The sequence below is a fragment of the Photorhabdus viridis genome (genome assembly GCF_040256935.1).
Lineage (GTDB): Bacteria > Pseudomonadota > Gammaproteobacteria > Enterobacterales > Enterobacteriaceae > Photorhabdus > Photorhabdus viridis.
Map to the genome: position 1 here is coordinate 38064 of NZ_JBEJZY010000031.1, position 26667 is coordinate 64730.

The window sequence follows — 26667 nt, forward strand, 5'->3', positions numbered from 1 at the left end:
TTAACGGGAGAGGACATTCGTTGCTCTCCCTATTTTTCTTTCTGTAATTTATATTCACCTTATAATTAATTGATTTTTATATATTTTAATTTCTGGCACACCCTTTGCTACTTACTTATTGCAAACACAATAGCCGGATGGCGGGGGGATATATGAAGCTCATTACGACAATTATAAAACCATTTAAATTGGAGGATATTAGGGAGGTTCTCTCTGGTCTTGGTGTTCAAGGATTGACCATAACAGAGGTAAAAGGATTTGGTCGCCAAAAAGGGCATGCGGAGCTTTATCGTGGAGCTGAATATAGCGTCAATTTTTTACCTAAGGTAAAGATAGATATTGCTGTAGCAGATGAGTTAGTTGAGGAGGTAATTCATGCGATTCAGCAATCGGCTTTCACCGGAAAAGTTGGCGACGGTAAAATTTTTGTCATCGAATTACAACAGGTTATCCGTATCAGAACAGGCGAGATTAATGATGCGGCACTGTAAGTCACTGATAGAGACTATATATATGAAAAAACAATTCTCTGTGGCTACCGGTGTTGTGGCCAGTTTTTTACCATCATTATCTCAGGCAGCGGAAGGTGTTGCTGATAGAGCTGATAATGCCTTTATGATGATTTGTACAGTACTTGTTCTGTTTATGACAATTCCAGGAATCGCTCTATTTTATGGTGGATTGTTACGGAGTAAAAATGTTTTATCGTTGATGGCTCAGGTTATGGTGAGCTTTGCTCTGGTATGTGTATTGTGGGTGATTTACGGTTATAGTCTGGCTTTTGAGCTAGGGAATGGTTTTTTTGGTAGTTTTAGTCAAATGATGTTAAAGAATTTGGCACTTACGAACTTAAGTGGCAATTTTTATCAGTTAATTCATGTGGCATTTCAAGGTTCTTTCGCTTGTATCACAGTTGCTTTGATTATTGGCGCGTTAGGCGAGCGTATTCGCTTTTCAGCTTTGTTAATTTTCAGTGTGTTCTGGTTGACGTTTTCTTACTTGCCTATGGCGCATATGGTTTGGGGTGGTGGGATTCTTTCACAGGATGGTGCGTTGGATTTTGCTGGTGGTACAGTTGTACATATTAATGCTGCTGTAGCTGGATTGGTTGGTGCTTACTTACTGGGAAAACGTACTGGTTTTGGGAAAGAAGCATTTAAACCGCATAACTTGCCGATGGTCTTCATTGGTACTGCTATACTCTATATCGGTTGGTTTGGTTTTAATGCAGGTTCTGCTGGTGCTGCTAATGAGATCGCTGCTCTGGCATTTTTGAATACAATTGTGGCGACTGCCGCTTCTATTCTGTCATGGGTTTTTGCAGAATGGTTTTTCCGTAATAAACCTTCTCTTTTAGGGGCATGCTCAGGCTGTATTGCCGGGCTGGTTGGTATTACACCTGCTGCGGGAATGGTTGGTGTTGGTGGTGCGCTAATTATTGGATTAATCGCGGGTTTTGCTGGGCTTTGGGGAGTAGTGGCCTTAAAACGGTGGTTACGCGTTGATGATGTGTGTGATGTATTTGGTATACATGGTGTATGTGGGATCGTAGGTTGCTTCCTGACTGGCATTTTTACGGCGAAATCATTGGGCGGAACCGGTTATGCAGAGGGTATAACCATGTTGGAACAAGTGAGTATTCAGGTTTTTAGTATATTGATCTGTGTGGTTTGGTCAGTAATTGTCTCTTTTATTGCTTTTAAAATAGCAGATCTGCTGGTAGGCCTGCGGGTTACTGTTGAAATTGAAAGAGAAGGTCTGGATATTAATTCCCATGGGGAGAGTGCTTATAATTAATCTGTGATATAAACAGGCAGCAATGAGACCGTAAGTGTGATGCTGATTTCTTATTTGCTGCCCTTATTATTTTTATTTGTTCCGTTTCCTGATTAGCCCTTCTTGTACAGTGGAGGCAACAAGTACACCTTCATAATTATAAATCTGTCCACGAACAAAACCACGGGCCCCAGAAGCTGATGGACTATCTATAGCATAGAGTAACCAGTCGTCTAGTTTAAACGGACGATGGAACCACATAGAGTGGTCAATGGTTGCTATCTTAATATCTTTCTCAAGGAACCCAACACCATGTGGCTGTAATGCTGTTGGTAGGAAATTAAAATCAGAGGCATAGCCGAGCAGATATTGATGCATAAAAGGATCGGCAGGCATGTCGCCATTACTGCGGAACCAAACATAGCGTACAGGTTCTTCTGGTAGGTAATTGAATGGGCTGTAATATTTTACTGGCCTCATTTCCAGCGGGCAGGGGTGGAGAAAAATATTCTGCATCTTCTGCGGCAGCAGATGCGATATTTTTTTCGCAATTTCGTCCTGAGGGATAAGTTCTTCTGGATAGGGGACATCCGGCATCATATTCTGGTGTTCAAAACTTTCTTCATGACTTTGGAATGAGGCGGTCATATAAAAGATAGGTTTACCATTTTGAATCGCACTGACTCGCCGGGCGCTGAAACTTCCTCCATCGCGCAGGATCTCGACATCATAGACGATGGGTTTGCTACTGTCACCGGGGCGTAAGAAATAGCTATGGAAAGAGTTGCTCATCCGATCATCAACAACGGTTTGTTTGGCAGCATAAAGCGCCTGACCAATCACTTGTCCTCCGAAAACCTGAGGAAAGCCTAAATCTTTACTTTGCCCCCGGTAAATACCTTCCTCAATTTTTTCTAAGTTCATCAGATTTATCAGATTCTTTAATGACTTGCTCATAATATGCCTTTGTTTTCTATCTGGTTATCAGAGAGTACAAGAGATGATTATTGTCCCATTAATAGATGATAAATAAATAACTAAATTGTAAATGTTTTAAGTCCTGATAGTAGTGCAACAAAGAATATGAGATTAATTGAAGTTTTATATTCAAATTTTTAATCTATAATCCAGACGGTTTAGATTTAACGGTTTGATATTTCAATTTATTTTATTATTTATATAGATTAGTTAATAGTGGAGGAGTGTGTATGAAATTATGGCAGATCCCTGCGAGCGTATTACTGGCGGTTGCTTTGGTTGGGTGTAATGGTAAAGGTCCTGAAATAGCAGATACTCAGGTGGAAGTGATTGAAAATCCAGTAAAACGCTCTTTTGTTGAAGGCAATATTAATATATTGCAGCGTATTGCGTTGCCTGCGGATGCAGTTCTGACAGTAACTTTATCTGATATATCTTTGGCTGATGCGCCTTCAGTTACTCTGTCTGAGAAGGTAGAACGTTTAGGTGGGAAACAATCACCTTTCCATTTTGTTCTGCCTTACCGGCAAAACGAAATTAAGCCATATGCACGTATTGTCGTCAGTGCTTCTGTTTCGTTGCATAATCGTTTGATGTTTGTTACAGATACTGCATATGAGGTGATCAATAATGGACAGACTAAAGATATCGAAATCACGTTGAAAGCTATCAGATAATACATTTCCTTGTGTATTTACTCGTAATGTGTAATAAAGCATCATTCGGGTCTGCTTGTCTTGCTATTTAGATAGGTATGAATGATAATGGCGCCGCTTTGAAGCTAAAGCAATACGTCAATGGGGGCTCTGTTGGTTCTCCCGCAACGCTAACTTGTTAACTTGGTCAGGTCCGGAAGGAAGCAGCCATAGCAGGGGATGTGTGTGCCGGGATGTCGCTGGCAGAGCCCTCACCAGTTTTATCGATAACCCAATTAAGCCGATAGCACTTTACCGGCCCGGATCATTTTCTACCTGATGAAAAACTATTTTAGCGAACGTATTTCCACACCGAAGGTGGAATTCTATCATATAGTTTATTCATGGTCAGCTCAGCTAGTCGGTGATCCGCAGCAGAGTAGAATAGTTCAAGTTCGTCTCCTGAAAGCTCATATTTGTTCTTTTCAATCACACGTTCCAGTGTATCAATTGTAGTGCATTTTCTTAAACGCATCAGATAATCAGTTTTAGTCATAGTCGCCTTTCTTATTTAAGATATATAAAGAATTATTTAGTGAAATATTCAATCAAATTTTGCTCAGGGAGCAATTTAAATCATGTAACAGGATACTGGTTAAACATTCATTGGTTTTTTACCATTTCGTTAGTTTAGAAAAGCTAATCTTATTCGCTTCCAAACAAAGTATAAGTATATGTATTATCAAAAAATTTATCAATTCAAGTGAGAAGGCCGAAATCATCAGAATATTTTATTTTAAAGTGCTAAACTAAAATTGATATGTACTTAATCAATTCATTTAGCTTTAAATTATTCCGAGACGTAAGAATTATTTACACAACCAGTCTCGATGTACTCTGTCACTAGAGGTGCTTCCTGCCTTAGATTCTCACATCAGCATTTTAATTCAGCAATGTCATGTCATCCTAGTGAATATTCATCTATGCTATGTATCTCTCCCGTATATATATGGCATTACTTAATTTGAGTCAAACACTAAACATATGCACGTATTATAGAAATTTTCTTTCGAGAGATTATTATTATGTGCCTATAATCGTTCTTTGGGATTATTTTTCTTTTTTACAGGAAACCCTGATTTGCTTTTAGTAAATCAGAACCACCTCTTAAACAAAAACTCATACCTTAACGTAATAAACTATAAATATCGGCTAGTATATGTGAGTTAATATGTAGGCTTATATAAAACAGTATTATCCTCAGATACCCGTAACAGCAGATTATAGCCTGATGGCTACAATAATCAATGAATATAGCATCATTATTACATAAGTCACTATGTACTGGTATTGTTTTTTGTCATTTAGTGTAAAAAAAGATAAAGCAATTTTTGTCCAACAATTTTCTCGTTAATTTTATTAAAGTCAGTAATGCTTGGATTTTTAAAGATATTTTTTACTCATAAGTGGTAATTTTAATTAAATTTGGACGAATTTAAGTAAGAGTTCAGCGAGTAAATTAGTGGTCAGAATCTTTCCTGATGCAGGCAACTATTATATTTAAGAAGGCCGTTTTAACGGCCTTCTGATTATTGTTTAGTTGCATTAGTGAGATTCTGACGTAGGTTCAATCTCCTCAGCTTTCTTACTAAAACGTCGTCTGATAACGACAAAGAACACAGGTACGAAAAAGATAGCCAGCGAGGTTGCAGCAATCATTCCGCCCAATACCCCGGTACCCACTGCGTTTTGAGAGCCGGAGCCTGCACCATTACTCAGTACTAGAGGGATAACACCCAGCATAAATGCCAGTGATGTCATTAGGATTGGGCGAAGACGCATTCTTACGGCATCTAGCGTAGCTTCTATCAACCCTTTTCCTTCTTTTTCCATCAGGTCTTTAGCGAACTCAACGATTAGGATTGCGTTCTTTGCCGATAAGCCGATGGTAGTCAGTAAGCCAACTTTAAAGTAAACATCGTTATCCAAGCCTCGGAATGTTGTTGCTAACAAGGCTCCAATGATACCCAGTGGTACTACCAGCATAACTGAGAATGGAATTGACCAGCTTTCATACAGTGCAGCTAAACAGAGGAATACCACTATCAATGACAGGGCATACAGAGCCGGTGCCTGATTACCTGACAGGCGTTCCTGATAAGACATACCTGTCCAGTCGAAACCGATTCCATTTGGCAACTGGGATGCTAATTCCTCCATCAGAGCCATTGCATCACCGGTACTTTTACCTGGCGCTGCTTCACCCAGAATTTCCATTGATGGTAAACCATTGTAACGTTCCAAACGTGGCGAGCCATAGGTCCATGGTTCTTTAGACATATCTGCGAAGGCAGATAATGGAACCATTTCGCCCTGTTTGTTACGGACATACAGTTTGTAGATATCACTTGGCAGCATACGATAAGGTGCTTCTGATTGAACATAAACTTTTTTGACACGACCACGGTCGATAAAGTCATTCACATAGTTGCCACCAAACATCGTGCTTAATGTCGAGTTGATATCAACGATGGAAACACCTAAAGCTTCCGCCTTTTCCTGATCAATCCTAATCCGATACTGAGGGGTATCTTCTTGACCATTAGGGCGAACACCCACTAACATATCTGGATGTTTTTGTATCATGCCAAGCAATTGGTTACGTGCTTCGGTCAGTTTATTATGCCCAAGGTTCGCTTTGTCAATTAATTCAAAATCAAAACCAGTTGCTGAACCTAACTCTACAATTGCTGGAATGTTAAAGGCAAACACCATACCTTCTTTGATTTTCTGGAAGTGAGCACTTGCCCTGGCAACAATAGCAGGTACTTTGTTCTCTGTATCAGAGCGCTCACTCCAGTCTTTCAGGCTTATAAATGCCAGACCAGTGTTTTGCCCCTGACCACTGAAACCAAAGCCACTTACTGTAAATACAGAAACTACAAGATCTTTTTCCTCTGTATTGAAGTAGTCATTTATTTTATCCAGAACTTTCTGTGTCTGTTCTTGTGTTGCACCTGAGGGTAATTGAACCATTGTCAGCAATACCCCTTGATCTTCTTCAGGAAGGAAGGAGGAAGGCAGACGATTGAACATAACCGCCATACCAGCAACCAGCAATACATAAATTACCAGGTAGCGGCCTGTATTGCGCAGAATACGGCCGATACTGTCAGTATAGTGGTGGGTACTTTTATCAAACATGCGGTTAAACCAGCCAAAGATCCCGGTCTGTCTACCGTGGCTGCCTTTAGCAATGGGTTTCAATATGGTGGCGCACAGAGCAGGTGTCAGGATTAATGCTACCAGTACAGACAGTACCATTGCAGATACGATGGTGATCGAGAATTGACGATAAATCGCACCGGTTGAACCACCGAAGAAAGCCATTGGGACAAATACAGCAGACAGCACCATGGCAATACCAACTAGGGCGCTTTGGATTTGCCCCATTGATTTCCTGGTTGCTTCCTTCGGAGATAGACCTTCTTCCTGCATAACACGTTCAACGTTTTCCACCACCACAATGGCATCATCTACCAGTAAGCCAATGGCGAGAACCATGGCAAACATAGTTAATGTATTTATTGAATAACCAAATGTGGCAAGTATTGCAAATGTTCCCAGTAATACGACAGGAACCGCAATGGTTGGAATAAGTGTTGCTCGAAAGTTTTGTAGGAATAGGTACATAACCACGAACACTAGCATAATTGCTTCAACTAGTGTTTTAACTACTTCGTTAATAGAGATTTTAACGAATGGAGTGGTGTCATATGGATAGACGATTTTCAGCCCATGAGGGAAGAAAGGCGCCATATTTTTTAGCGCTTCTTTTACCGCTTTTGACGTATCCAGAGCGTTAGCGCCTGTTGCTAGTTTGATACCGACACCAGCAGCTGGTTTACCATTAAAGCGGGCAATGATATTGTAACTTTCTGCTCCTAACTCCACTTTTGCCACGTCTTTCAGACGGACCTGAGAACCATCAGTATTAACGCGCAGAAGAATATTGCTGAACTCTTCCGGTGAAGTCAGACGTGTTTGGGCAATAATAGAAGCATTCAGCCGTTGACCTGGAACTGGAGGGGTTCCCCCTAACTGACCGGCGGCTATTTGGTTATTTTGAGCTTTAATTGCATTTATTACATCCAGAGTCGTCATTTTGTAGTCAACGAGCTTGTCAGGATTTAACCAAATGCGCATTGCATATTGGTTACCAAACAGCATTGAATCACCCACACCAGTTACACGGCTTAACGGGTCTTTGACGTTTGCGCCAACATAGTCAGCGATATCCTCCTGTGACATGGAGCCATCTTCAGAAATGAACCCTGCAACCATTAGGAAAGAACTTGTGGACTTATCCACATGTATCCCTTGCTGCTGTACTTCTTGTGGTAACAGAGGCATAGCCAGTTGCAGCTTGTTCTGTACTTGTACCTGTGCAATGTCAGGATTAGTACCCGCTTCAAAGGTTAGCGTGATATTCATGTTGCCAGCAGAGTCACTGTTGGAAGACATATAAACCAGATTATCGATACCATTCATATTCTGTTCGATAACCTGAGTAACTGTGTTTTGCACAGTAGTGGCATCTGCGCCGGGATAAGTTGCGGAGATAGAAATTGCCGGTGGTGCGATAGTTGGGTACTGCGCCACGGGTAATTTCATAATTGCCAGCAGCCCAGCCAGCATGGTAATAATTGCGATTACCCATGCAAAGATTGGCCGATCTATAAAAAACTTAGGCATGAATCACCGACTCCTTAATTAAGACTTTTTTGCAGGTTCAGCTTGGTTCGCAGCAGGTTTTGCATTTAAATCCACTTCTTCTGCTTTAACTGGTATGCCAGGTTGAATTTTTTGCAAGCCTGTAACGATAACCCGATCACCTGTTTTCAGACCGGAAGTTACCAGCCATTTGTCACCAATGGCCTGGCTTGCCGTGATAACGCGTGGTTCGACTTTTTCGTCTTTACCGACCACCATAACAGTAGCTTCGCCACGAGGTGTACGGGTAATTCCTTGCTGGGGAACCAATATTGCATCCCGACGAATACCTTCTTCCAGTTTTGCGCGAACAAACATACCTGGTAGTAATTTTTCATTTGGGTTAGGGAATATTGCACGGATGGTGATAGAACCCGTTGTTTCATTTACAGTGATATCGGAGAATTCCAGATAGCCTGTTTCACTGTAATTTTTACCATCTTCCATAACCAGGTGAACTTTAGCTTTACTACCCTCTTTCTGTACAATACCTCTGGTGATTTCATTTTTAAGACGCAGATAGTCATCACTTGACTGAGTGACATCTACATAAATTGGATCCAACTGTTGAACGGTTGTCAGTGCTGTTGGTTGACCAACAGAAACCAGTGCACCTTCAGTTATAGTCGATTTGCCGGAACGACCGCTAATCGGTGCTGTAACTTTGGTGTATGCTAAATTAATACGGGCAGTCTCTACAGCCGCTTTTGCTGCTTGTACCGCAGCATTCGCCTGTGCAGAGTCAGCGCTGGCCTTATCAAATTCCTGCTGACTAACATAGTTTGTACCTAACAGTGGCTTATAGCGATTCACTGTCAGGCGTGCTATCTCTGCATTAGCCTGAGCTTTAGCCAAATCAGCTTTAGCACTGTCATAGGCAGCCTGGTAAGTTGCTGGATCTATCTGGTATAAAGAAGTCCCCTCTTTTACATCACTTCCTTCTTTGTAGTTTCGCTTCAGAATTATGCCGCCTACTTGTGGACGAACTTCTGCAATACGGAAGGCTGATGTTCGGCCTGGCAGTTCAGTTGTGACCATCAGAGGTTCAGTTTTCAGCGTCACGATACCGACTTCAGGGGCCTGTTGATTTTCAGCAACGTGCTGAGAGTCTTTGTCGTTACATCCTGAAAGAGCTAAGCTGCCTGAGAGTACCAGTACTGTAGCCAGAGGTAAAACTCCCCTGTTTATTCGCATAAGTAAACCTCAATATTTTTAGATGTTGACCTTTCAATCCGTAAAACCACTACTCCATTGATAGCAGCATGCTATAATACAAACATACATGAATGTATGTAAATCAGCTTCAGGTTAAAAACAGAGTATATGGCACGAAAAACTAAACAACAGGCTGAGGAGACCCGGCAACAGATTATAGACGCAGCTATAAAAGAGTTTTCTGAGCGCGGTGTCTCTGCTACTTCACTGACAGATATTGCCACAACGGCTGGAGTAACCCGAGGTGCAATCTACTGGCATTTTAAAAATAAAGTAGACCTGTTTTCCGAAGCTTGTAGAATAACAGATTCTAAGATTGATGAATTAGAGAAAGAGTATCAAGGAAAATATCCTAATAATCCACTCCTGATTTTAAGAACTTTAATAATTCATATCCTGACGTCGGTCGTTGATGATCCGAAGAACCGGCTGTTAATGGAAATTTTTTTCCACAAATGTGAGTTTGTTGGTGAAATGTCTGCTTTGGTGGAAGTTCGTCAGGAGCTGTGTGTTGCAGACTATGTTCGTATTGAAGAGTCACTTTCCAACTGTATTGCATCAGGTCAGCTTCCTTATAATCTTAATCTGCGGCGAGCCGCTATCATGCTGAGAGGGTTGATAACTGGTTTGCTGGAGAATTGGTTATTTGCACCAGACAGTTTTGATATTCAGAAAGAAGCTGAACCGTTAGTGGATAGTTTTATCGATATGCTTAAATATAGTAAGCATATGAAAGTCACAGAAAAATGAAAAACCAGAATAATAGAGGTAAATTCTATTTTGGTAATTGCTAACAATGCGGCTAATGGTCAAAAGCCATTATCTTATGCTCTTTGTTTATCAACTGTTATATACAAGGAATAAAACTTAGGAGCTTAGCCGAAATTATTTCTAATATCGGATATTGCTACTGTTGGCCTTGTAGGATAGTGACCAAAGAAAACTATAACTTAAAACAAATGCTGAAGATTCTGTCTGAGCAAAATGTATTATTTAAATCCGGTGTAAGTAGGTTAAATTATTTAATATCAATAAGTTATATTTATTTGATGGTATTGAGAACATTACGTTGGTTGAATTTGCCCTACGGATTTTGCAGTCAGATAGAGTGCTAAGTTGGTACCGTGTTATGTAGCTAGTCACAATTGTTGAGGGATAACCATCTATGCTGGAGATACGAAATGTAACGCATGCTTACGGTGAGCGTGTGGTATTGAAAGACTTAAATTTGCAGTTGAAGGAAAAGCGAATTGCCATCATAGGTAGCAATGGTTGCGGCAAGAGCACATTTGCGCGTCTTCTTAATGGATTACTGGTACCGAAATGTGGTGATGTTTTGGTGGATGGTCTGAATACCAGAACGGAGGGTAAAGCGATCCGGCGCATGGTTGGTTTTGTGTTCCAGAATCCTGATAATCAGATTGTCTTTCCAGTTGTTGAAGAGGATTTAGCTTTTGGAATGAAAAATCTCGGTTTTACCAAGGAGACAATTCAGCAAAGAACGCAGGAGGTACTTTCACGATATGGCTTACTTCAGCTTAGGGAGCATCCAGCTCATCTTTTAAGTGGTGGCCAGAAACAACTTTTAGCAATTTCTGGTGTTCTCGTGATGGAACCTGCTTACATAATTTTCGATGAGCCCACGACTTTACTGGATTTACGTAACAAGCGTCGTGTTGCTGAAGCAATTGATAATTTATCTCAAACTGTAATCATAGTTTCTCATGACCTTGAGTTTTTGGCGGGGTTTGACCGCGTGCTCGTTTTTGATGATGGTCGTGTGGTTGTCGATGATATTCCCTCTGTTGCTATTCCTGAGTATGTAAGGATGATGTCATGAGCCTGTCTGGGTATGATCCTAGTCCATCATTTATGCATCAAGTTAGCCCTGGGTTCAAAATTATTTCTTTGCTCATTCTGGGGACATTACTCTTTATCGTTCCGCGTATCGATCTTTCTGTTGCAGCGTTGGCAGGTATCGTACTTTTATACTTGTTAGCCAGAATCTCATTAAGAACTGCTTGGGCGCAACTACGGCCTGCTATGTGGATCTTTGCGCTTATTTTTATAGTCCAGGTGTTTCTACATCACTGGACTGCCGGTGTACTTGTAGTCGTTCGTCTTGCCTCACTTTTACTGTTAGCCTCGCTTGTCACCCTTACTACTCGTTCCTCCGATATGATCGATGCATTGGAAAAGGGTCTTTGGTGGTTGTATTATTTTAAAATCAATCCAGGAAAAGTGAGTTTAGCTCTATCTCTTGCCTTGCGGTTTATTCCTGTTCTCGCATCAATTACAGAAGAAGTACGGGAGGCTCAGAAAGCAAGAGGTCTCGATAAGAGTGTCATAGCAATTGCCGTACCCGTTATCGTGCGAACTCTCAAAATGGCAGATGATATTTCTGCTGCTATTGAAGCCCGGTCTTACGATCCAGGGTTTGAGAGAAAGAAATCGGGTAGCAAATAAAGCCTAGTTTGCAGCTTTATCGAAAAAGGGGGATCAAATGTCTACGAAAGATATTGTTTATATCGCACTATTTGCCGCGCTAACCGCAGCACTGGGTTTATTCCCGCCATTGGCTCTTCCCGTTATAGGCGTTCCGATAACAGCCCAATCAATGGGAGCGATGCTTGCTGGCGCTATTGCTGGTGCGAAACGGGGTGGGTTAGCATTATTGCTCTTTTGTGTTCTTGTTGCAGTTGGATTACCGGTAATGGCGGGAGGTATGGGAGGATTGGGGGTATTTTTCAGTCCAAGCGGTGGTTTTGTTTTGGCGTGGCCGATTGCCGCTTTTGTTATCGGCTACTTGTATGAAAGGAATCTTGCAAAATTAAATACTTTTAAAGAAGCTGTATTTCTTGTCTTTGGTGGAATTGTGATTGTCTACGTGATGGGTATTCCATGGGTTGCGGCATTTGCCAATATCAGCTTCTGGCAAGCAGCCATAGGTTCGATGGGATTCATTCCAGGTGATATTATCAAAATCGTACTGATTATTTTAATTGCGAGAACTGTTCGCCGGGCTTACCCAACCCTTGAAGCACGTTCTTAAGTATCGGTCTTTACTGAGGGCTGATATTTGGTTGTTATTACCCAATAATTGCCGCTAAGCGTCATTATTGTGCCGATTATGGCCCAAACGGTTGGGCGATAGCCCTCTGTGACGCTGGAGATCGCTAAGGCTACAAGCGGAACGAGAAGCATTGTATAGGCCCCTCGTCCCGCACCTAAACGACCGACGACGGCGAAATACGTTGTGTACCCAATCACGGAAGGAAACAGGATTAAATAGAATAGAGATGTTACGTAGATTGGTGATGGATCAAAGTTAAACGTTTGTTTAGTTAAAAGGGCATAGCTGAGCAAGAATATGGCGCCATATCCCATAGAAATGCCTGTCATTGGGAGAACAGCAGCCCCCTTTCTCTGTAACTGAACTGCGGAAATGTTGGCGAATGAGAACGCGAGGGTTGCTGTGATAGCGTAACCGAATCCCGCCCAATTCCATTCATTATTTAAAAATTCTGGGCTGAAGACCAAAATTATCCCAGTCAGACCGACCATAGCACCGACCAGAACTGTCCATGAAATTGATTGCCGTAGGAAGAGAATTGCATTCACAGAGTTGAATAATATGACCGAAGAGTAGGTAAGAGCGATTAAACCGGTGGTGATTAAGGCCGCAGCCTTGTAAATCAGTAAGAATGCGACAGCGAACCCGAATGCTCCAAGCGCAGCGAAAGAGAGATGTTCGCGCCAGGTATATGTGAGTTTTTCCCGAGAAATTGCAGTAATCAGAAGCAGCAATACCGACGCACATCCAAAACGGTAAATCAGGGATATTACAGGTGAAACATCAGTTAATTGCAATTTTGCCGCATACCACGATGTTCCCCCCGTAATGATCGTCACGACATATAGAACAACGGTAGAGTAAGAAAAGGCGGTCTTCATGCTCAGATTCCAAACATCTTATTGAAATGTATTACGACCATAAGATCAGATTCTTTTCATTTAACAGACCGATGAAGGAACCTGTTGCAATCCGATTGCCGTTCGCTGGCAGGACGATATGAGGATTACTGGTGTTAAAAATGACGACAGAACCAACTTGAGGCCGGAAAGTGAATGATTCGCAATCAGTTAATAGAGAACTATCATATGGCTTATAGGTTTTATCAACAACAGTACTCTTGAATGGCTGATTATAGATTACTGTTTCCCCTCCTTGTGAAGGAGACGAAACATAGAGGTTCCAAGCGAGCTGGGTGGATATACCTCCGATGGCTAAATTTCCTTTAGCAAAAGTGGGTGCGTAGTCCACATGTAGATCTGATCCACTGGAGATAATACGGACGATACCGGCAAAATAGGGGCCAAGCCCTGGTTCTTCCGCGATTGCAATGCTGAAATCGGTAATGTGATTGATACGTTGTATGAATCGAACAACGGGATCAAAAGCTTGATTGGTAAATTGAGCACGTTCTTGCTCAGCTGCGTTAACTTGAGCGAAATACTCTTCTTTTGGGCGATCACGGTAGTGAGTGAGTGGATTTCCCAAGTAAAATCCTGGCCTGCCGAATTCATATTGCTTCGCCTTCATGCTCAGTATTGTTGCAGAAAGCTGTATTGATTCCTCTGTAGTTGCAAAATCATCTATCATTACCGCCGGAATCTTGTTATCTATGATTGCCTGCAAGCTTTCTGATGATAATTTGACAAGTTCTTTTGATGCCCACCTTGACGACATGATTGCCGATTCCTAGTCTATTTTTTATATTAAAAAAATTTATCTATTGAAGGTCAGTGTCAATCATATAACATTTTTTGTATAATAATGCAACACTTGGCTGCACTCCACACTTAGGAACGCAACAATGACAGTATCTCTGAGAGGTCATCATCTCCTGTGTATTCTTACCTACGCGGGCAACGGATATTCCCCTAGCTTTATTGAAAACTACAATAAGATTATTCCCCGAATTCAGAACGAAGATATCCTGATTGTGGAAGGGCCCGATGATATTTGTGCTCCTTTGCTTGGAGAAGATGATCCTCATTGTTTGGGCAAGAGTGTCATCGTCCGGGATAGTCGTGCTTTGGAGGCTATTGGTACTCTTATGGGGTGGTCAATCGAAGTAGGTCATACACTGAGGCTTGACGAAACCTATTTAAAACAGGCTCGATGGGCTTTTAACCGTAGGATCGTAAGGTCTGCCTGTGTAGGTTGTGAATGGGAACAGCTTTGTACTCGAATCGCTGCGGACGATTATGCTTCAACGTTCCTTAAACTCAACAATGGAAAGAATGAATGACGACATCAAGCCATTTTGCAAAGGTTGATCGAGTACGTGAGAGCAAGTTCTAAGACTAACAAATGTAGATCTTTTATGGTATCGACAAAGTATCTACGAGGTGTTTGTAATAAATCGCTCAATATTCCTTCGTAGATTGTGACTGCTTCACTAACTTAGCTTGATAGTCGTGTTTGACTATTTCCAGTGCAGCGAGTGCAATTTCGGGTGCGATTTCGTTGCATTCCAATAGATAGATTAGATCAACAGCAAGCTGAACTTCAGGTGGTGCGTGTTCGACTGACATAAAACTTCCTCATCTGGGTTATTAATCCATGTTCTCTTTATATTCGATTGATTTTTCAATTCGCGTCAGAGATTGGCGGCAACGCGCTAGCCTTCCGGCTAATGCTGCGATTTCTTTCTGTATTTTTTGCTGATTACTCAGTGTAGTTTGTTGATTCAATCTTAGCTCTCGATCATTGATCATTGTGAGCAGACGGCGCTCATAATCCTGATGTTCAGCCAGCTTGTGATACAGGTCAGTAGCTTGTTGTTTATGTTCGAACCTGCTCTCTTTTTTTCTCAGTGATTGAGTAGACAATTCACGCTTTAATGCTTCCATTTGAGCAACTAAACGCTCGGTCAGAAATGCGACTTGTTCCGTTCGGCGATCCTGAACACACTCTTTGAGTTGTTCCATGTTATGCCTGACTTCTTGCAGATAACCACGGAGTTTATCGCTGCGTCGGTTAAATAAGGTTTGATCAAACCGAGCAGTAGAAAATGGGATATCTGCCAGAGGTGTGAGCTCTTCCGCCAGTATATTGACCTGTTTTTCGAGTAAATTTAATAACGGTTGTGTACTCATTTATACCCTGCAATGATTATGTTTTGCGAAGCAGAATTAACCTAGAACGACAAAAAATAGGCTGATGCATGTTCATCAGTTGCTTTTTTTTATCAGTTTGCATAGATTTTAGCACTCTCGTGTTCTACTCACTGGCACCGATTATGACCGCAAACGCGCAGCAACTGCAATTTATTAAAGACAGTATTGAAACTATTTCTGATTACCCTAAACCGGGGGTTCTTTTTCGTGATATCACAACCTTATTGGATAACCCTCTTGCCTACCAGGCAACAATTGATCTTCTGGTAGAGCGATATCAGGACAAAGGCATCACAAAAATTGTGGGTACTGAGGCTCGCGGTTTTCTATTCGGAGCTCCGGTTGCATTGCGTCTCGGTGTTGGTTTTGTCCCTGTCCGTAAAGCAGGCAAATTACCTCGTGAAACATTGAGTGAAACTTACGATTTAGAGTATGGCGCCGATACACTGGAAATACATAAGGACAGCATTAAAGAAGGTGACAAGGTGCTGGTTATTGATGACCTGCTGGCAACGGGCGGCACTATTGAAGCAACTGTTCGCTTAATCCGTCATTTAGATGGTGAAGTTTCTGAAGCTGCTTTTGTTATTGGTCTGCCTGATTTGGGGGGAAGTGAGCGTCTGCGAAAACAAGGCGTGAACAGCTTCACTCTATTGGAATTCCCTGGTCGTTAATCTGTTTATTTTTGTATTCCTGACATATCGGCCTCGCTGTCTGTAGTGGGGCTGTGTTAGCATGGTGCCCAATTCTATATATTCAATTTTCCCGGTATCAATGAGCTATCAGGTACTTGCCCGTAAGTGGCGCCCACAAATATTTTCTGATGTGATTGGTCAGGAATATGTCCTGACTGCGCTGGCTAATGGTCTTTCCCATGGCCGGCTCCATCATGCCTACCTGTTTTCCGGCACTAGAGGTGTCGGGAAAACGACGATTGCCCGTTTGTTTGCTAAGGGATTAAATTGCGATACAGGTATTACTGATAAGCCTTGTGGTAAATGTGTTAATTGCCTTGAAATTGAACAAGGGCGATTTGTCGATCTCATTGAGATTGATGCTGCTTCCCGTACTAAAGTTGAAGATACGCGCGAATTGCTGGATAACGTGCAATATGCTCCAGCTCGTGGGCGTTTCAAAGTCTATCTGATTGATGAAGTGCATATGCTTTCCCGTCACAGCTTCAATGCGTTATTGAAAACGCTGGAAGAGCCGCCTGAGCATGTGAAATTTTTACTGGCAACCACTGATCCGCAAAAATTGCCGGTAACTATCCTTTCCCGTTGTTTGCAGTTCCATCTTAAAGCGCTGGGTGTTGATCAGATAAGCGATCAACTCGAACATATTCTTAAAGCTGAACATCTGGAGAGTGACAGCCGTGCCCGTCAGCTTCTGGCCCGTGCTGCTGATGGCAGTATGCGTGATGCTTTGAGTCTGACAGATCAGGCTATCGCGATGGGGCAAGGCCAGGTAACAACTGAAATAGTCAGCCTGATGCTGGGAACGTTGGATGATGAACAGCCGTTATCAATTATAGAATCATTGATTCGGGCTGACGGTCAGCAGGTTATGGCATTGGTGGAACAAGCCGCTTCACGGGGGGCTGATTGGGAGAATTTGCTGGTAGAGATTCTTTCATTACTGCATCGTATTGCAATGATCCAGCTACTACCTTCTCAACCAGAAATCGCTTCTTCTTCCATTGAAGGCCGTTTGCGGATATTGGCGAAAGCAATTTCACCGGAAGATTTGCAACTTTATTATCAAACTCTACTGATTGGTCGTAGAGATCTATCGTATGCACCGGAACGCAGAATGGGTGTTGAAATGACGCTGCTCAGGGCTTTGGCATTTCATCCAAAAACAGTTATTGAAGAGGTCGCTGCGCCGGTTGTGCATGGACATCCGGCGGCTATCCCATCAATTGCAGCACAGCCGCAACATAATCATCAGGGCAATACGCCATCCGCTAACCCTATTGATGAGCCAGTACCGGTGGGCGGTGTTTCTCAGCCGGAACCTCAGATACCTCAGGCACTTGCATCAAGCCCGACAGCGCAGTTGCTGAAAGCAAAGAGTGTGTTATCCCGGCAACAAGAGCAAACACCACCAAAAAAGCCTAAACCGGCTACGCCTGTTAAGGCGAGGCCGGCAACCTCGGCACTTGAACGGATTGCCGCAGTGTCAGGGCCGCGACCTCAGTCATCAATAGCTAAAACACAGGAAGAAAAGCCTGAGAAAAAAGAGGCTTACCGTTGGCGAGCCAAGAATATTGAAGAAAAACTGGAAACCCACGTTACTACGCCAAAGGCTTTAAGAACGGCTCTGGAGCATGAGAAAACGTCGGAGCTGGCAGAAAAATTAGCTGAAGAATCCAGACAAAGAGATGCATGGGCAGCGGAAGTTGATAAACTTAAAATTCCTAAACTGGTGCAACAATTAGCATTAAATGCGTTTAAAGAGCAGATTAGTGTTAATAATATCTGTTTACACCTGCGTTCAAGTCAGCGCCATCTTAATTCTGTTTTTGCACAGAAATCATTAGCGGAGGCTTTAAGCGAGTTGTACGGTGTAACGATTGAATTCAGCATTATTGAAGATGATAATCCGGAGGAGAAAACTCCACTGGAGTGGCGACAAGCCATTTATGAAGAAAAATTGGCGCAAGCTCGCCAATCAATTATTGCGGATAAGACTATTCAGACATTGCGGCAGATATTTGGTGCTGAACTGGATGAAGAGAGTATCCGACCGGTCTAACCGAGCTGCAATCTGTACCTGTTGTACGATGTAGCCATAGCGAAGAGAGAAAACTATGTTTGGTAAAGGTGGTTTGGGCAATTTGATGAAACAAGCCCAACAAATGCAGGACAAGATGCAGAAAATGCAGGAAGAGATCGCTAATCTGGAAGTAACAGGTGAATCTGGAGCCGGTTTGGTTAAAGTGACTATCAATGGTGCTCATAATTGCCGTCGTGTTGAGATTGATCCAAGCCTGATGGAAGATGACAAAGAGATGCTGGAAGATCTGATTGCGGCTGCATTCAATGACGCAGCCCGCCGTATTGAAGAAACGCAGAAAGAGAAAATGGCAAACGTTTCCAGCGGAATGCAACTGCCGCCAGGCTTTAAGATGCCATTCTGATGCAAACCAGTCCTCTCCTTGAATCCTTGATGGAAGCATTACGCTGCTTGCCAGGAGTTGGCCCTAAATCTGCGCAGCGGATGGCTTTTCATCTGTTACAGCGTGATCGCAGTGGTGGAATGCGTTTAGCTCAGGCATTGACAAGAGCGATGTCGGAAATTGGACACTGTAAATATTGTCGGACTTTTACTGAGCAAGATCAGTGCACGATCTGCGCTAATCCACGCCGTCAGCAAAATGGTCAAATTTGTGTGGTTGAAAGCCCTGCGGATATTCATGCCATTGAACAAACTGGGCAGTTTGCCGGGCGTTACTTTGTGTTGATGGGGCATTTATCTCCATTGGATGGCATTGGTCCGATGGACATTGGTTTGGATCGTCTTGAAGACCGTCTCTCCACAGAAGAGATTTCAGAGGTGATTCTGGCGACTAATCCGACAGTGGAGGGAGAGGCAACGGCCAATTATATCGCAGAAATATGTGTTCAGTATGGTGTAACAGCAAGCCGCATTGCTCATGGTGTACCGGTTGGTGGTGAGCTTGAAATGGTAGATGGTACAACTTTGTCGCATTCACTTGCTGGGCGGCAGAAAATTACTTATTGATTTTCTGTCAATGTCTTACTGTTTTATCTGGCAGGAAAAGAGTACGGTTGTATACCCTGCATAGATCAAATCGTAAAGACGTTGAGGCGCTGCATTTATGTGGCGCACGCCTATCAATTCATTTCACTATGGTTATAACCTATTTAAATATCTAACTTATTCGCGTTATTTCATACTCTTTTGAATAATCAAACTTGAAACCCGGCTTATTTATCCCCATCTGCATACTATCGTCTGATTTTATCTGTCTGAACTGGATTTAGATTGAGGTAACAAATGAGTATGAAAGGTCAGGAAACCCGTGGATTTCAGTCTGAAGTAAAACAACTTCTGCAATTAATGATTCATTCACTTTATTCCAATAAAGAGATTTTCCTTCGTGAGTTAATCTCAAATGCTTCCGATGCGGCTGACAAATTGCGTTTCCGCGCATTATCTGCTCCAGAACTTTATGAAGGTGATGGTGAACTGCGTGTTCGTCTCTCTTTTGATAAAGAGAAGAGAGTTATCACGATCAGTGATAATGGCATTGGTATGACCCGTGATGAGGTCATCGATAATCTTGGCACTATTGCTAAATCAGGAACAAAAGCTTTCCTGGAATCTATTGGTTCAGATCAGGCTAAAGACAGCCAGTTAATTGGTCAATTTGGTGTTGGTTTTTATTCTGCTTTTATTGTGTCTGATAAAGTCACGGTACGTACCCGTGCTGCCGGTGCTTCAATTGATCAGGGCGTATTCTGGGAATCTGCTGGTGAAGGCGATTACACTGTTGCTGATATTGAAAAAGAAACTCGTGGTACAGAGATCACCCTTCATTTACGTGCAGGGGAAGATGACTTCCTGAATGACTGGCGTTTGCGTTCTGTCATCAGTAAATACTCTGACCATATTGCTCTGCCAGTTGAAATTGAAACTAAAAATAAGAGCGAAGAAGAGGGTGAAGAAGATACAGTAACTTGGGAAAAGATTAATAAAGCTCAAGCTTTGTGGACTCGTAGTAAATCTGAAATTACAGATGAAGAATATAAAGAGTTCTACAAACATATTTCCCATGATTTTACTGATCCGTTGATCTGGAGCCATAACCGCGTAGAGGGTAAACAGGAATATACCAGTATGCTCTATATTCCTTCTCAGGCTCCGTGGGATATGTGGAACCGTGAGCATAAGCACGGGTTGAAATTGTATGTCCAGCGCGTGTTTATCATGGATGACGCAGAACAGTTTATGCCAAACTATTTGCGTTTTGTTCGTGGCTTGATTGATTCCAATGATTTGCCGTTGAACGTTTCCCGTGAAATTCTGCAAGATAATTCTATTACCCGTAATTTACGTAATGCGTTGACCAAACGTGCATTGCAGATGCTGGATAAGCTGGCAAAAGATGACGCAGAAAAATACCAGCAATTCTGGCAGCAGTTTGGCCTAGTGATGAAAGAGGGTCCGGCAGAGGATAATACGAATAAGGAAGCTATCGCTAAATTGTTGCGTTTTGCTTCTACTCATAATGACAGTTCTGCGCAAACAGTTTCTTTGGAAGAATATGTCAGTAGGATGACTGAAGGTCAGGATAAGATCTACTATATCACTGCGGACAGTTATGCTGCGGCGAAGAATAGCCCTCATTTGGAGCTGTTCCGTAAGAAAGGTATCGAAGTTCTGCTGCTGTCAGAGCGCATTGATGAATGGATGATGGGATACCTTACTGAGTTTGATGGTAAGAAATTCCAGTCAGTTAGTAAAGCTGATGAATCTTTGGATAAACTGGCAGATGAAGACAAAGCTGAACAGGAAGAAATTGGAAAACAGCTGGAGCCGTTTGTTGAGCGTGTGAAAACATTACTTGGCGATCGGGTAAAAGAGGTTAAATTGACTCACCGTCTGACGGATACTCCGGCAATTGTGACAACAAATGCGGATGAAATGAGCACTCAGATGGCGAAATTGTTTGCTGCTGCTGGTCAACAAGTGCCGGACGTTAAATACAATTTTGAACTGAATCCTGATCATCAATTGGTAAAACTGGCTGCTGATATCAGTGATGAAGCTCAATTCGCGGATTGGGTTGAACTACTGCTCGATCAGGCATTGTTTGCTGAACGTGGCACATTGGAAGATCCAAACCAGTTTATTCGTCGTATGAATCAGCTATTACTGTCTGAAAAAGCTTGATTTAATTATTTTCTGGCAACGATTGTAAACCACGCCTCTGATAGTGAGATGGGGCGTGGTTTATTTTTTGCAAAAAAATATCACGAAATCGTTTCCCTGTTTTCTTGAGCGAACCCCATTCCAAATGGTATGGTGACTCGTTTTCTTACAAATATAAAAACTAACTAGCAAGGGGATTTACGCAATGCGTATTATTCTGCTGGGCGCTCCGGGCGCCGGTAAAGGGACTCAGGCGCAATTTATCATGGAGAAATATGGGATCCCTCAAATTTCTACCGGTGATATGTTGCGTACTGCGGTTAAGGCTGGCACAGAATTGGGTTTAAAAGCCAAAGAATTGATGGATAATGGCAAGCTGGTTACTGATGAACTGGTTATTGCTTTGGTAAAAGAGCGCATCAAACAAGATGATTGCCACAATGGCTTCTTGTTGGATGGGTTCCCTCGTACCATTCCTCAGGCTGATGCAATGAAAGACGCTGGTATTCATGTTGATTATGTCCTGGAATTCGATGTTCCTGATGAACTGATTATTGAACGTATCATTGGACGCCGTGTACATGCTCCGTCTGGCCGTGTTTATCACATCAAATTTAATCCACCGTCAGTGGAAAACAAGGATGATGTTACTGGTGAAGAGCTGACTATTCGTAAAGACGATCATGAAGATATCGTGCGTAAACGTTTAGTTGAATATCATCAACAGACTGCTCCTTTGGTATCTTATTACCAGAAAGAAGCTGAAACAGGTGATACCCAATATTTCAGAATTGATGGTACTCGCAAGGTATCTGAAGTTAGCGAAGAATTAGTCAAAATTCTGGATTAATCGATCTTAGTGATGTTTAAAAGGCGGCTTATAAGCTGCCTTATCTTATATTATTTCTTTACTGTTTCAGGTAAATCAGTTGGTTTTTATTTATTGTTCTAATGGGTAAACATGATTTTCATCTCTATTTTATTGTGTTAGGGTTCTTACCAGAGAAGACAATAGGGAATCGGCATGATGAGCAGCGGTAAGTATGGCGTTTTATTAGTTAATCTTGGTACTCCTGATGAGCCGACAACTGCCGCGATAAAGCGTTACTTAGCTGAGTTTCTGAGCGATAAAAGGGTTGTCGATTTTTCCAGGTTTATCTGGATTCCAATACTATATGGTGCTATTTTGCCTCTCCGCTCTTCACGTGTGGCAAAGTTGTACCAGAAAATCTGGACTGATGAAGGTTCTCCCCTGTTAGTATATAGCCGCCGTCAGCAAAAATTGCTGGCAGAAAAACTGGTGGATATTCCTGTTGAATTGGGAATGAGTTACGGTTCTCCATCGCTTGAGCAGGCAATTGATAATCTGCTCAAACAGGGTGTTGAGCAATTGATTGTCTTGCCGCTTTATCCCCAGTATTCCTGTTCTACATCTGCGGCTGTGTTTGATGGCGTCAGTAAAGTATTGCAGAAATATCGCACTATTCCTGGAATTCACTTTATCCGTAGCTATGCTGACCATCCTGCCTATATTTCCGCATTGAAAGAGACTATTGAGCAGAGTTTCCGTGAGCATGGCAAGCCGGACAGATTACTATTTTCCTACCATAGTATTCCACGGCGTTTTGTTGATACCGGTGATATTTATTCTGAACAGTGTGAATTAACAACCCAGTTGCTAAAGCAAACAATTAACTATCCGGCAGAGCAGGTAATGATGACTTATCAGTCGCGGTTTGGTCGTGAGCCTTGGTTGACGCCATTCACTAATCAAACCATGAAATCATTACCTGATCAGGGAATGAAGCATATTCAGGTACTTTGTCCTGGTTTTTCGTCCGATTGTCTGGAAACGTTGGAAGAGATAAAACAGCAGAATAAAGAGATATTTCTTAATGCTGGTGGGGAGAAATGTGAATACATTCCTGCGCTTAACGACAATAGTAATCATATTTTTCTGTTGGAAGCGTTGGTGAGCAGGTTTGTCAGAAGTTAAACCAATAGTATATACAATTAATCTATCATTAGGATTAAATGACTCTTTAATGATATATTCTCACGCGGGAGTCTATCTATCAGAGCGGTTTCGTCCGGCTTTTAGGATATAAACTAAGGGCTCAATGGGATGATGTTTTGTAGAATAGTTAGCAACAGTCATATTTGAATTTGGACATAAATAATGAGTATTAAACCGATTAAAAGCACTAACTCCAGTGAAGAATATTTCAATTATTATAATGCAAAACAAGACGATGAAATTGATTTGTTTGAGTTATTCTCTGTTTTATTTCAATCAAAGTTATTGATTATTGCTGTTACTATCATTTTTGCTGTTATTGGTTTTACAGCAGCATCTCTTATGCCACAAAAATGGACCAGTTCAGCTTCGGTTATTCAACCTCAACTTGAAGAAATACAACCACTTAAAAACATCCTGACTAAGTTAGAGGTTTTAAGCTTACAACCATCGGTAACTTCATCATCACTGTATGGTAGTTTTTTAAATAATTTTAATTCACGTGTTTTACGAGAAGAATATCTGGTTAATACAGAATATTTTAAAAATCTGATAGCTGAATCAGATGATCATTCACCACTTGCAAAAAGAAAACTTATTGAAAAGATTGTAAATAGCAATATCTCATCTACAAAAATGGAAAAAGATGATGAAAGTGGTGAAATTAAACTGACTTTCAGTGCCGGAACTGCTGATGATGCATATAACCTGCTAAACGGCTATATCAGCTATGTGTCGTCTGTTGTCCATCAGCGGGTGGAAAGTGAATTGAGTGATATGGTAAAACAGAAGCTTGCTTACTCCGAAGGCTTGTATACAGTTGATTTGAACCGTGTTCATAATATACAGAGAGCTAATGTTGAGCGATTGAAATATTCATTATCTATTGCCAATTCAGCGGGAGTTAAAAAGCCTATTTCCAGCGAAGGAGCAATGATCAAAGATGATCCAGATTATTCCATTGCTTTGGGCGCTGATGCATTACAACGTAAGCTGCAAATTACTGAAGAGATCAAAGATCCATCCTTGATTGATGGTGATTTGCGTAACCGCATGCTCTATATAAACGAACTGAAATCACTTAAAATAGATAAAGTTAACTTCCAGCCATTCAAATATATGCAGGCTCCTTATGAACCAACGGCGAAAGATTCGCCTAAGCGTCTGCTTATCTTGGTAGGCAGTGCCTTTATTGGTTTGATCCTGGTGGTAATGTTTGTTCTGATTCGTCACGTGGCGCGCAGTCGTCAGCAAGTGGCTTAATCTCTCTGGCAGCCGGTGTCGCAATGACACTTGCTGCCTGTCAGTTTTTATTGTGCTAACATGCTGCATCTTTTCCGCGTTATAGCATCAATCAAATATGAAATTCCCTGGTAAACGTAAATCAAAACACTATTTTCCCGTCAGTCTACGTGATCCTTTACTCCAGCCAATTAAAGAAATGATGGATGGTGAGAATAACCGAGCTTATATTGTTGGTATCGATCAGACGTTAGTGGATATTGAGGCGAAAGTAGACGAAGATTTTATCCGGCGTTATCACCTCAGCCAGGGACACTCATTAGTTATTGAAGATGATGTAGCTGAAACCTTGTATAGAGAACTGGCGGATAACAATCTTATCAGCCACGAATTTGCTGGTGGCACGATCGGTAATACTTTACATAATTATTCAGTGTTGGCCGATGATCGTTCCGTCTTACTGGGCACAATGTGTAACAACATTCAGATTGGCAGCTATGCTTACCGCTACTTATGTAACACCTCAAGCCGAACTGATTTAAATTATTTACAGGGTGTGGATGGCGCAATTGGCCGCTGTTTTACGCTGGTAACAGAAAATGGTGAACGGACTTTTGCCATTAGTCCTGGACAAATGAACCAACTAAAACCGGAGAGTATTCCTGAGCAGATTATCGCCGAAGCTTCAGCCTTAGTATTAACCGCTTATTTGGTTCGTTGCAAGTCAGGAGAGCGAATGCCAGAAGCGACAATGAAAGCCATCGAATATGCGAAAAAACACAGTGTACCTGTCGTTCTGACTTTGGGGACAAAATATGTTATTGCTGATGATCCACAATGGTGGCGCGATTTTCTGGTTGAGAATATTTCTGTTCTGGCAATGAATGAAGATGAAGCTTATGAACTTACTGGTTTCAGGGATCCGTTATTGGCGTCAGATATGGCTCTGGATTGGGTTGATTTGGTTTTGTGTACCGCTGGTCCTGCGGGATTATATATGGCAGGGTATACGGAAGAAGATTATAAGCGTCAGACAACTCACCCACTGCTACCTGGTGCTATTGCTGAATTTAACCGTTATGAATTCAGCCGTGCTATGCGAAAATCTGATTGCCAAATCCCAATGAAAGTTTACTCCCATATTGAACCTTATATGGGCGGACCAGAAAAAATTATGAATACCAATGGTGCAGGTGATGGTGCTTTATCTGCTTTATTGCATGATATAACCGCTAACAACCATCACAGAATGAATGTGCCTAATTCCAGTAAGCATATTCGTACTTATCTGACATATTCATCACTTGCTCAGGTTTGTAAATATGCAAATAGAGTGAGCTATCAGGTATTGAGTCAGCATTCGCCACGATTAAGCCGGGGTTTACCAGAAAAAGAAGATAGTTTGGAAGAGTCTTACTGGGAGCGGTAATTATTAAATAATATCAATTCATTATATTCATCATTGAGTAATTTAATACGGTTGTAGCTTACAGCCGTATTTTTTTCTAAACGGAATAGATTACACTGATCATTAACATACGTAATGGCATGAAAGGAAATGACTGACTTCTTTAGGATAGGTGTTGCAGAGAAAGTGAATGAAAATTTATTTTCTTTACCACTGTTAATTGATGAACGTTGTGAATTAATGACTGACCATCAAACAGGGCAACATATTCAAGGGATGATTTTAGTTGAGGCTTGTCGTCAGACTTTTATCGCTGTGACAGAAGAGTTTTATATGTCAGATAAAGTAGGACAGTCTTATTATGTTATCAATGACATGAATATAAAATTTTCAAACTTTTTATTCCCTTTACCAGCAGTAATTAATTAACCTCAGCTTCGTTTAAAAATAGCTATATCACAATCCCGTAAATTCAAGCTCGGTTTTTTAGGTTGGAATGTATAAGCAATTAGGCCAGCGACGATTTCCAATAAAAA

At 41.7% G+C, this 26667-nt stretch carries 25 protein-coding genes, 1 other RNA gene and 2 pseudogenes; 19 read left to right on the forward strand and 9 right to left on the reverse strand.

Annotation, left to right across the window (positions count from 1 at the left end):
• The first annotated feature begins 152 nt into the window (after positions 1-152).
• Positions 153-491 carry a P-II family nitrogen regulator gene (gene glnK / locus ABR397_RS14445; RefSeq protein WP_350306341.1) on the forward strand — a complete coding sequence of 113 codons (339 nt, stop codon included), beginning with the start codon at positions 153-155 and terminating at the stop codon, positions 489-491.
• Between the two features lie 22 nt (positions 492-513).
• Positions 514-1797 (forward strand): ammonium transporter AmtB, encoded by a 1284-nt coding sequence (amtB, locus tag ABR397_RS14450; protein WP_350306342.1) that lies wholly within the window; start codon positions 514-516, stop codon positions 1795-1797.
• Positions 1798-1869: 72 nt separating this feature from the next.
• Here amtB and tesB read toward each other — a convergent pair whose 3' ends face one another.
• Positions 1870-2733, reverse strand: a complete 864-nt coding sequence (tesB, locus tag ABR397_RS14455) for an acyl-CoA thioesterase II (RefSeq protein ID WP_350306343.1) — start codon at positions 2731-2733, stop codon at positions 1870-1872.
• A 251-nt stretch (positions 2734-2984) separates the two neighbouring features.
• Here tesB and ABR397_RS14460 point away from each other — a divergent pair, with 251 nt between their 5' ends.
• Complete coding sequence (locus ABR397_RS14460) at positions 2985-3431, forward strand: YbaY family lipoprotein (RefSeq protein ID WP_350306344.1); 447 nt, start codon at positions 2985-2987, stop codon at positions 3429-3431.
• 130 nt (positions 3432-3561) lie between these two features.
• An RNA gene (gene ffs / locus ABR397_RS14465) (signal recognition particle sRNA small type) lies at positions 3562-3658 on the forward strand.
• Positions 3659-3741: 83 nt separating this feature from the next.
• Here ffs and ABR397_RS14470 read toward each other — a convergent pair.
• The 3 genes from ABR397_RS14470 to ABR397_RS14480 form a co-directional block, all read right to left on the reverse strand.
• On the reverse strand, positions 3742-3945 hold the full coding sequence (locus ABR397_RS14470; protein WP_011147992.1) for an HHA domain-containing protein: 204 nt from the start codon (positions 3943-3945) through the stop codon (positions 3742-3744).
• Positions 3946-4994: 1049 nt separating this feature from the next.
• Entirely contained in the window at positions 4995-8144 is a 3150-nt protein-coding gene (locus tag ABR397_RS14475; RefSeq protein ID WP_350306345.1) for an efflux RND transporter permease subunit, read from the reverse strand.
• Between the two features lie 18 nt (positions 8145-8162).
• Positions 8163-9356 carry an efflux RND transporter periplasmic adaptor subunit gene (locus ABR397_RS14480; protein WP_350306346.1) on the reverse strand — a complete coding sequence of 398 codons (1194 nt, stop codon included), beginning with the start codon at positions 9354-9356 and terminating at the stop codon, positions 8163-8165.
• A 129-nt stretch (positions 9357-9485) separates the two neighbouring features.
• On the opposite strand from ABR397_RS14480, the gene acrR reads away from it, so the two are divergent.
• The 4 genes from acrR to ABR397_RS14500 all read left to right on the forward strand — a co-directional run bounded on the left by acrR (position 9486) and on the right by ABR397_RS14500 (position 12429).
• Positions 9486-10127: a multidrug efflux transporter transcriptional repressor AcrR gene (acrR, locus tag ABR397_RS14485; protein ID WP_350306347.1), complete on the forward strand. Its 642-nt coding sequence runs from the start codon at positions 9486-9488 to the stop codon at positions 10125-10127.
• Between the two features lie 415 nt (positions 10128-10542).
• Positions 10543-11217: an energy-coupling factor ABC transporter ATP-binding protein gene (locus ABR397_RS14490; RefSeq protein ID WP_350306348.1), complete on the forward strand. Its 675-nt coding sequence runs from the start codon at positions 10543-10545 to the stop codon at positions 11215-11217.
• Entirely contained in the window at positions 11214-11843 is a 630-nt protein-coding gene (locus ABR397_RS14495) for an energy-coupling factor transporter transmembrane component T family protein (protein ID WP_350306349.1), read from the forward strand. The genes ABR397_RS14490 and ABR397_RS14495 overlap by 4 nt, the downstream gene beginning before the upstream one ends.
• A gap of 37 nt (positions 11844-11880) precedes the next feature.
• Positions 11881-12429, forward strand: a complete 549-nt coding sequence (locus tag ABR397_RS14500) for a biotin transporter BioY (RefSeq protein ID WP_350306350.1) — start codon at positions 11881-11883, stop codon at positions 12427-12429.
• Here ABR397_RS14500 and ABR397_RS14505 read toward each other — a convergent pair.
• Positions 12426-13331, reverse strand: coding sequence for a DMT family transporter (locus tag ABR397_RS14505; RefSeq protein ID WP_350306351.1), 906 nt, complete (start codon positions 13329-13331; stop codon positions 12426-12428). The genes ABR397_RS14500 and ABR397_RS14505 overlap by 4 nt on opposite strands.
• A 31-nt stretch (positions 13332-13362) precedes the next feature.
• Complete coding sequence (locus tag ABR397_RS14510; protein WP_350306352.1) at positions 13363-14127, reverse strand: 2OG-Fe(II)-dependent halogenase WelO5 family protein; 765 nt, start codon at positions 14125-14127, stop codon at positions 13363-13365.
• 127 nt (positions 14128-14254) lie between these two features.
• Here ABR397_RS14510 and ABR397_RS14515 point away from each other — a divergent pair, with 127 nt between their 5' ends.
• Positions 14255-14692, forward strand: coding sequence for a DUF1284 domain-containing protein (locus ABR397_RS14515; RefSeq protein WP_350306353.1), 438 nt, complete (start codon positions 14255-14257; stop codon positions 14690-14692).
• A 118-nt stretch (positions 14693-14810) separates the two neighbouring features.
• Here the strand turns inward: ABR397_RS14515 and rsmS are convergent, their stop codons facing one another.
• Together rsmS and priC are read right to left on the reverse strand one after the other, a co-directional pair.
• Complete coding sequence (gene rsmS / locus ABR397_RS14520) at positions 14811-14978, reverse strand: pleiotropic regulatory protein RsmS (RefSeq protein WP_071880961.1); 168 nt, start codon at positions 14976-14978, stop codon at positions 14811-14813.
• A 21-nt stretch (positions 14979-14999) separates the two neighbouring features.
• Positions 15000-15542: a primosomal replication protein gene (gene priC / locus ABR397_RS14525; protein ID WP_350306354.1), complete on the reverse strand. Its 543-nt coding sequence runs from the start codon at positions 15540-15542 to the stop codon at positions 15000-15002.
• A 143-nt stretch (positions 15543-15685) separates the two neighbouring features.
• On the opposite strand from priC, the gene apt reads away from it, so the two are divergent.
• The 10 genes and pseudogenes from apt to ABR397_RS14575 form a co-directional block, all read left to right on the forward strand.
• Positions 15686-16237, forward strand: coding sequence for an adenine phosphoribosyltransferase (gene apt, locus ABR397_RS14530; RefSeq protein ID WP_350306355.1), 552 nt, complete (start codon positions 15686-15688; stop codon positions 16235-16237).
• Between the two features lie 100 nt (positions 16238-16337).
• Complete coding sequence (gene dnaX / locus ABR397_RS14535; protein WP_350306363.1) at positions 16338-18320, forward strand: DNA polymerase III subunit gamma/tau; 1983 nt, start codon at positions 16338-16340, stop codon at positions 18318-18320.
• Between the two features lie 55 nt (positions 18321-18375).
• Positions 18376-18705, forward strand: a complete 330-nt coding sequence (locus ABR397_RS14540) for a YbaB/EbfC family nucleoid-associated protein (RefSeq protein ID WP_350306356.1) — start codon at positions 18376-18378, stop codon at positions 18703-18705.
• Positions 18705-19310 (forward strand): recombination mediator RecR, encoded by a 606-nt coding sequence (gene recR / locus ABR397_RS14545; RefSeq protein ID WP_350306357.1) that lies wholly within the window; start codon positions 18705-18707, stop codon positions 19308-19310. Before ABR397_RS14540 ends, recR begins: the two co-directional genes overlap by 1 nt.
• Positions 19311-19592: 282 nt before the next feature.
• A complete protein-coding gene (htpG, locus tag ABR397_RS14550; protein WP_350306364.1) occupies positions 19593-21485 on the forward strand; it encodes a molecular chaperone HtpG in 1893 nt (630 codons plus the stop codon).
• Positions 21486-21669: 184 nt separating this feature from the next.
• Positions 21670-22314: an adenylate kinase gene (adk, locus tag ABR397_RS14555; protein WP_350306358.1), complete on the forward strand. Its 645-nt coding sequence runs from the start codon at positions 21670-21672 to the stop codon at positions 22312-22314.
• Between the two features lie 177 nt (positions 22315-22491).
• Positions 22492-23460 carry a ferrochelatase gene (gene hemH, locus ABR397_RS14560; RefSeq protein ID WP_350306365.1) on the forward strand — a complete coding sequence of 323 codons (969 nt, stop codon included), beginning with the start codon at positions 22492-22494 and terminating at the stop codon, positions 23458-23460.
• A gap of 183 nt (positions 23461-23643) precedes the next feature.
• On the forward strand, positions 23644-24744 hold the full coding sequence (gene wzz(fepE) / locus ABR397_RS14565; protein ID WP_350306359.1) for an LPS O-antigen length regulator Wzz(fepE): 1101 nt from the start codon (positions 23644-23646) through the stop codon (positions 24742-24744).
• 97 nt (positions 24745-24841) lie between these two features.
• Positions 24842-26152, forward strand: coding sequence for an inosine/guanosine kinase (locus ABR397_RS14570; protein ID WP_350306360.1), 1311 nt, complete (start codon positions 24842-24844; stop codon positions 26150-26152).
• 213 nt (positions 26153-26365) lie between these two features.
• A pseudogene (locus ABR397_RS14575) lies at positions 26366-26557 on the forward strand (AfsA-related hotdog domain-containing protein); the annotation flags it as partial.
• A gap of 5 nt (positions 26558-26562) precedes the next feature.
• Here ABR397_RS14575 and ABR397_RS25470 read toward each other — a convergent pair.
• Positions 26563-26667 (reverse strand): annotated as a pseudogene (locus tag ABR397_RS25470) (IS982 family transposase); the annotation flags it as partial.

Bases quoted from the DNA above. Each gene is read 5' to 3' on its own strand.
- glnK (WP_350306341.1), top strand. From the start codon at position 153: ATGAAGCTCATTACGACAATTATAAAACCATTTAAATTGGAGGATATT.
- amtB (WP_350306342.1), top strand. From the start codon at position 514: ATGAAAAAACAATTCTCTGTGGCTACCGGTGTTGTGGCCAGTTTTTTA.
- tesB (WP_350306343.1), bottom strand. From the start codon at position 2,733: ATGAGCAAGTCATTAAAGAATCTGATAAATCTGATGAACTTAGAAAAA.
- ABR397_RS14460 (WP_350306344.1), top strand. From the start codon at position 2,985: ATGAAATTATGGCAGATCCCTGCGAGCGTATTACTGGCGGTTGCTTTG.
- ABR397_RS14470 (WP_011147992.1), bottom strand. From the start codon at position 3,945: ATGACTAAAACTGATTATCTGATGCGTTTAAGAAAATGCACTACAATT.
- ABR397_RS14475 (WP_350306345.1), bottom strand. From the start codon at position 8,144: ATGCCTAAGTTTTTTATAGATCGGCCAATCTTTGCATGGGTAATCGCA.
- ABR397_RS14480 (WP_350306346.1), bottom strand. From the start codon at position 9,356: ATGCGAATAAACAGGGGAGTTTTACCTCTGGCTACAGTACTGGTACTC.
- acrR (WP_350306347.1), top strand. From the start codon at position 9,486: ATGGCACGAAAAACTAAACAACAGGCTGAGGAGACCCGGCAACAGATT.
- ABR397_RS14490 (WP_350306348.1), top strand. From the start codon at position 10,543: ATGCTGGAGATACGAAATGTAACGCATGCTTACGGTGAGCGTGTGGTA.
- ABR397_RS14495 (WP_350306349.1), top strand. From the start codon at position 11,214: ATGAGCCTGTCTGGGTATGATCCTAGTCCATCATTTATGCATCAAGTT.
- ABR397_RS14500 (WP_350306350.1), top strand. From the start codon at position 11,881: ATGTCTACGAAAGATATTGTTTATATCGCACTATTTGCCGCGCTAACC.
- ABR397_RS14505 (WP_350306351.1), bottom strand. From the start codon at position 13,331: ATGAAGACCGCCTTTTCTTACTCTACCGTTGTTCTATATGTCGTGACG.
- ABR397_RS14510 (WP_350306352.1), bottom strand. From the start codon at position 14,127: ATGTCGTCAAGGTGGGCATCAAAAGAACTTGTCAAATTATCATCAGAA.
- ABR397_RS14515 (WP_350306353.1), top strand. From the start codon at position 14,255: ATGACAGTATCTCTGAGAGGTCATCATCTCCTGTGTATTCTTACCTAC.
- rsmS (WP_071880961.1), bottom strand. From the start codon at position 14,978: ATGTCAGTCGAACACGCACCACCTGAAGTTCAGCTTGCTGTTGATCTA.
- priC (WP_350306354.1), bottom strand. From the start codon at position 15,542: ATGAGTACACAACCGTTATTAAATTTACTCGAAAAACAGGTCAATATA.
- apt (WP_350306355.1), top strand. From the start codon at position 15,686: ATGACCGCAAACGCGCAGCAACTGCAATTTATTAAAGACAGTATTGAA.
- dnaX (WP_350306363.1), top strand. From the start codon at position 16,338: ATGAGCTATCAGGTACTTGCCCGTAAGTGGCGCCCACAAATATTTTCT.
- ABR397_RS14540 (WP_350306356.1), top strand. From the start codon at position 18,376: ATGTTTGGTAAAGGTGGTTTGGGCAATTTGATGAAACAAGCCCAACAA.
- recR (WP_350306357.1), top strand. From the start codon at position 18,705: ATGCAAACCAGTCCTCTCCTTGAATCCTTGATGGAAGCATTACGCTGC.
- htpG (WP_350306364.1), top strand. From the start codon at position 19,593: ATGAAAGGTCAGGAAACCCGTGGATTTCAGTCTGAAGTAAAACAACTT.
- adk (WP_350306358.1), top strand. From the start codon at position 21,670: ATGCGTATTATTCTGCTGGGCGCTCCGGGCGCCGGTAAAGGGACTCAG.
- hemH (WP_350306365.1), top strand. From the start codon at position 22,492: ATGAGCAGCGGTAAGTATGGCGTTTTATTAGTTAATCTTGGTACTCCT.
- ABR397_RS14570 (WP_350306360.1), top strand. From the start codon at position 24,842: ATGAAATTCCCTGGTAAACGTAAATCAAAACACTATTTTCCCGTCAGT.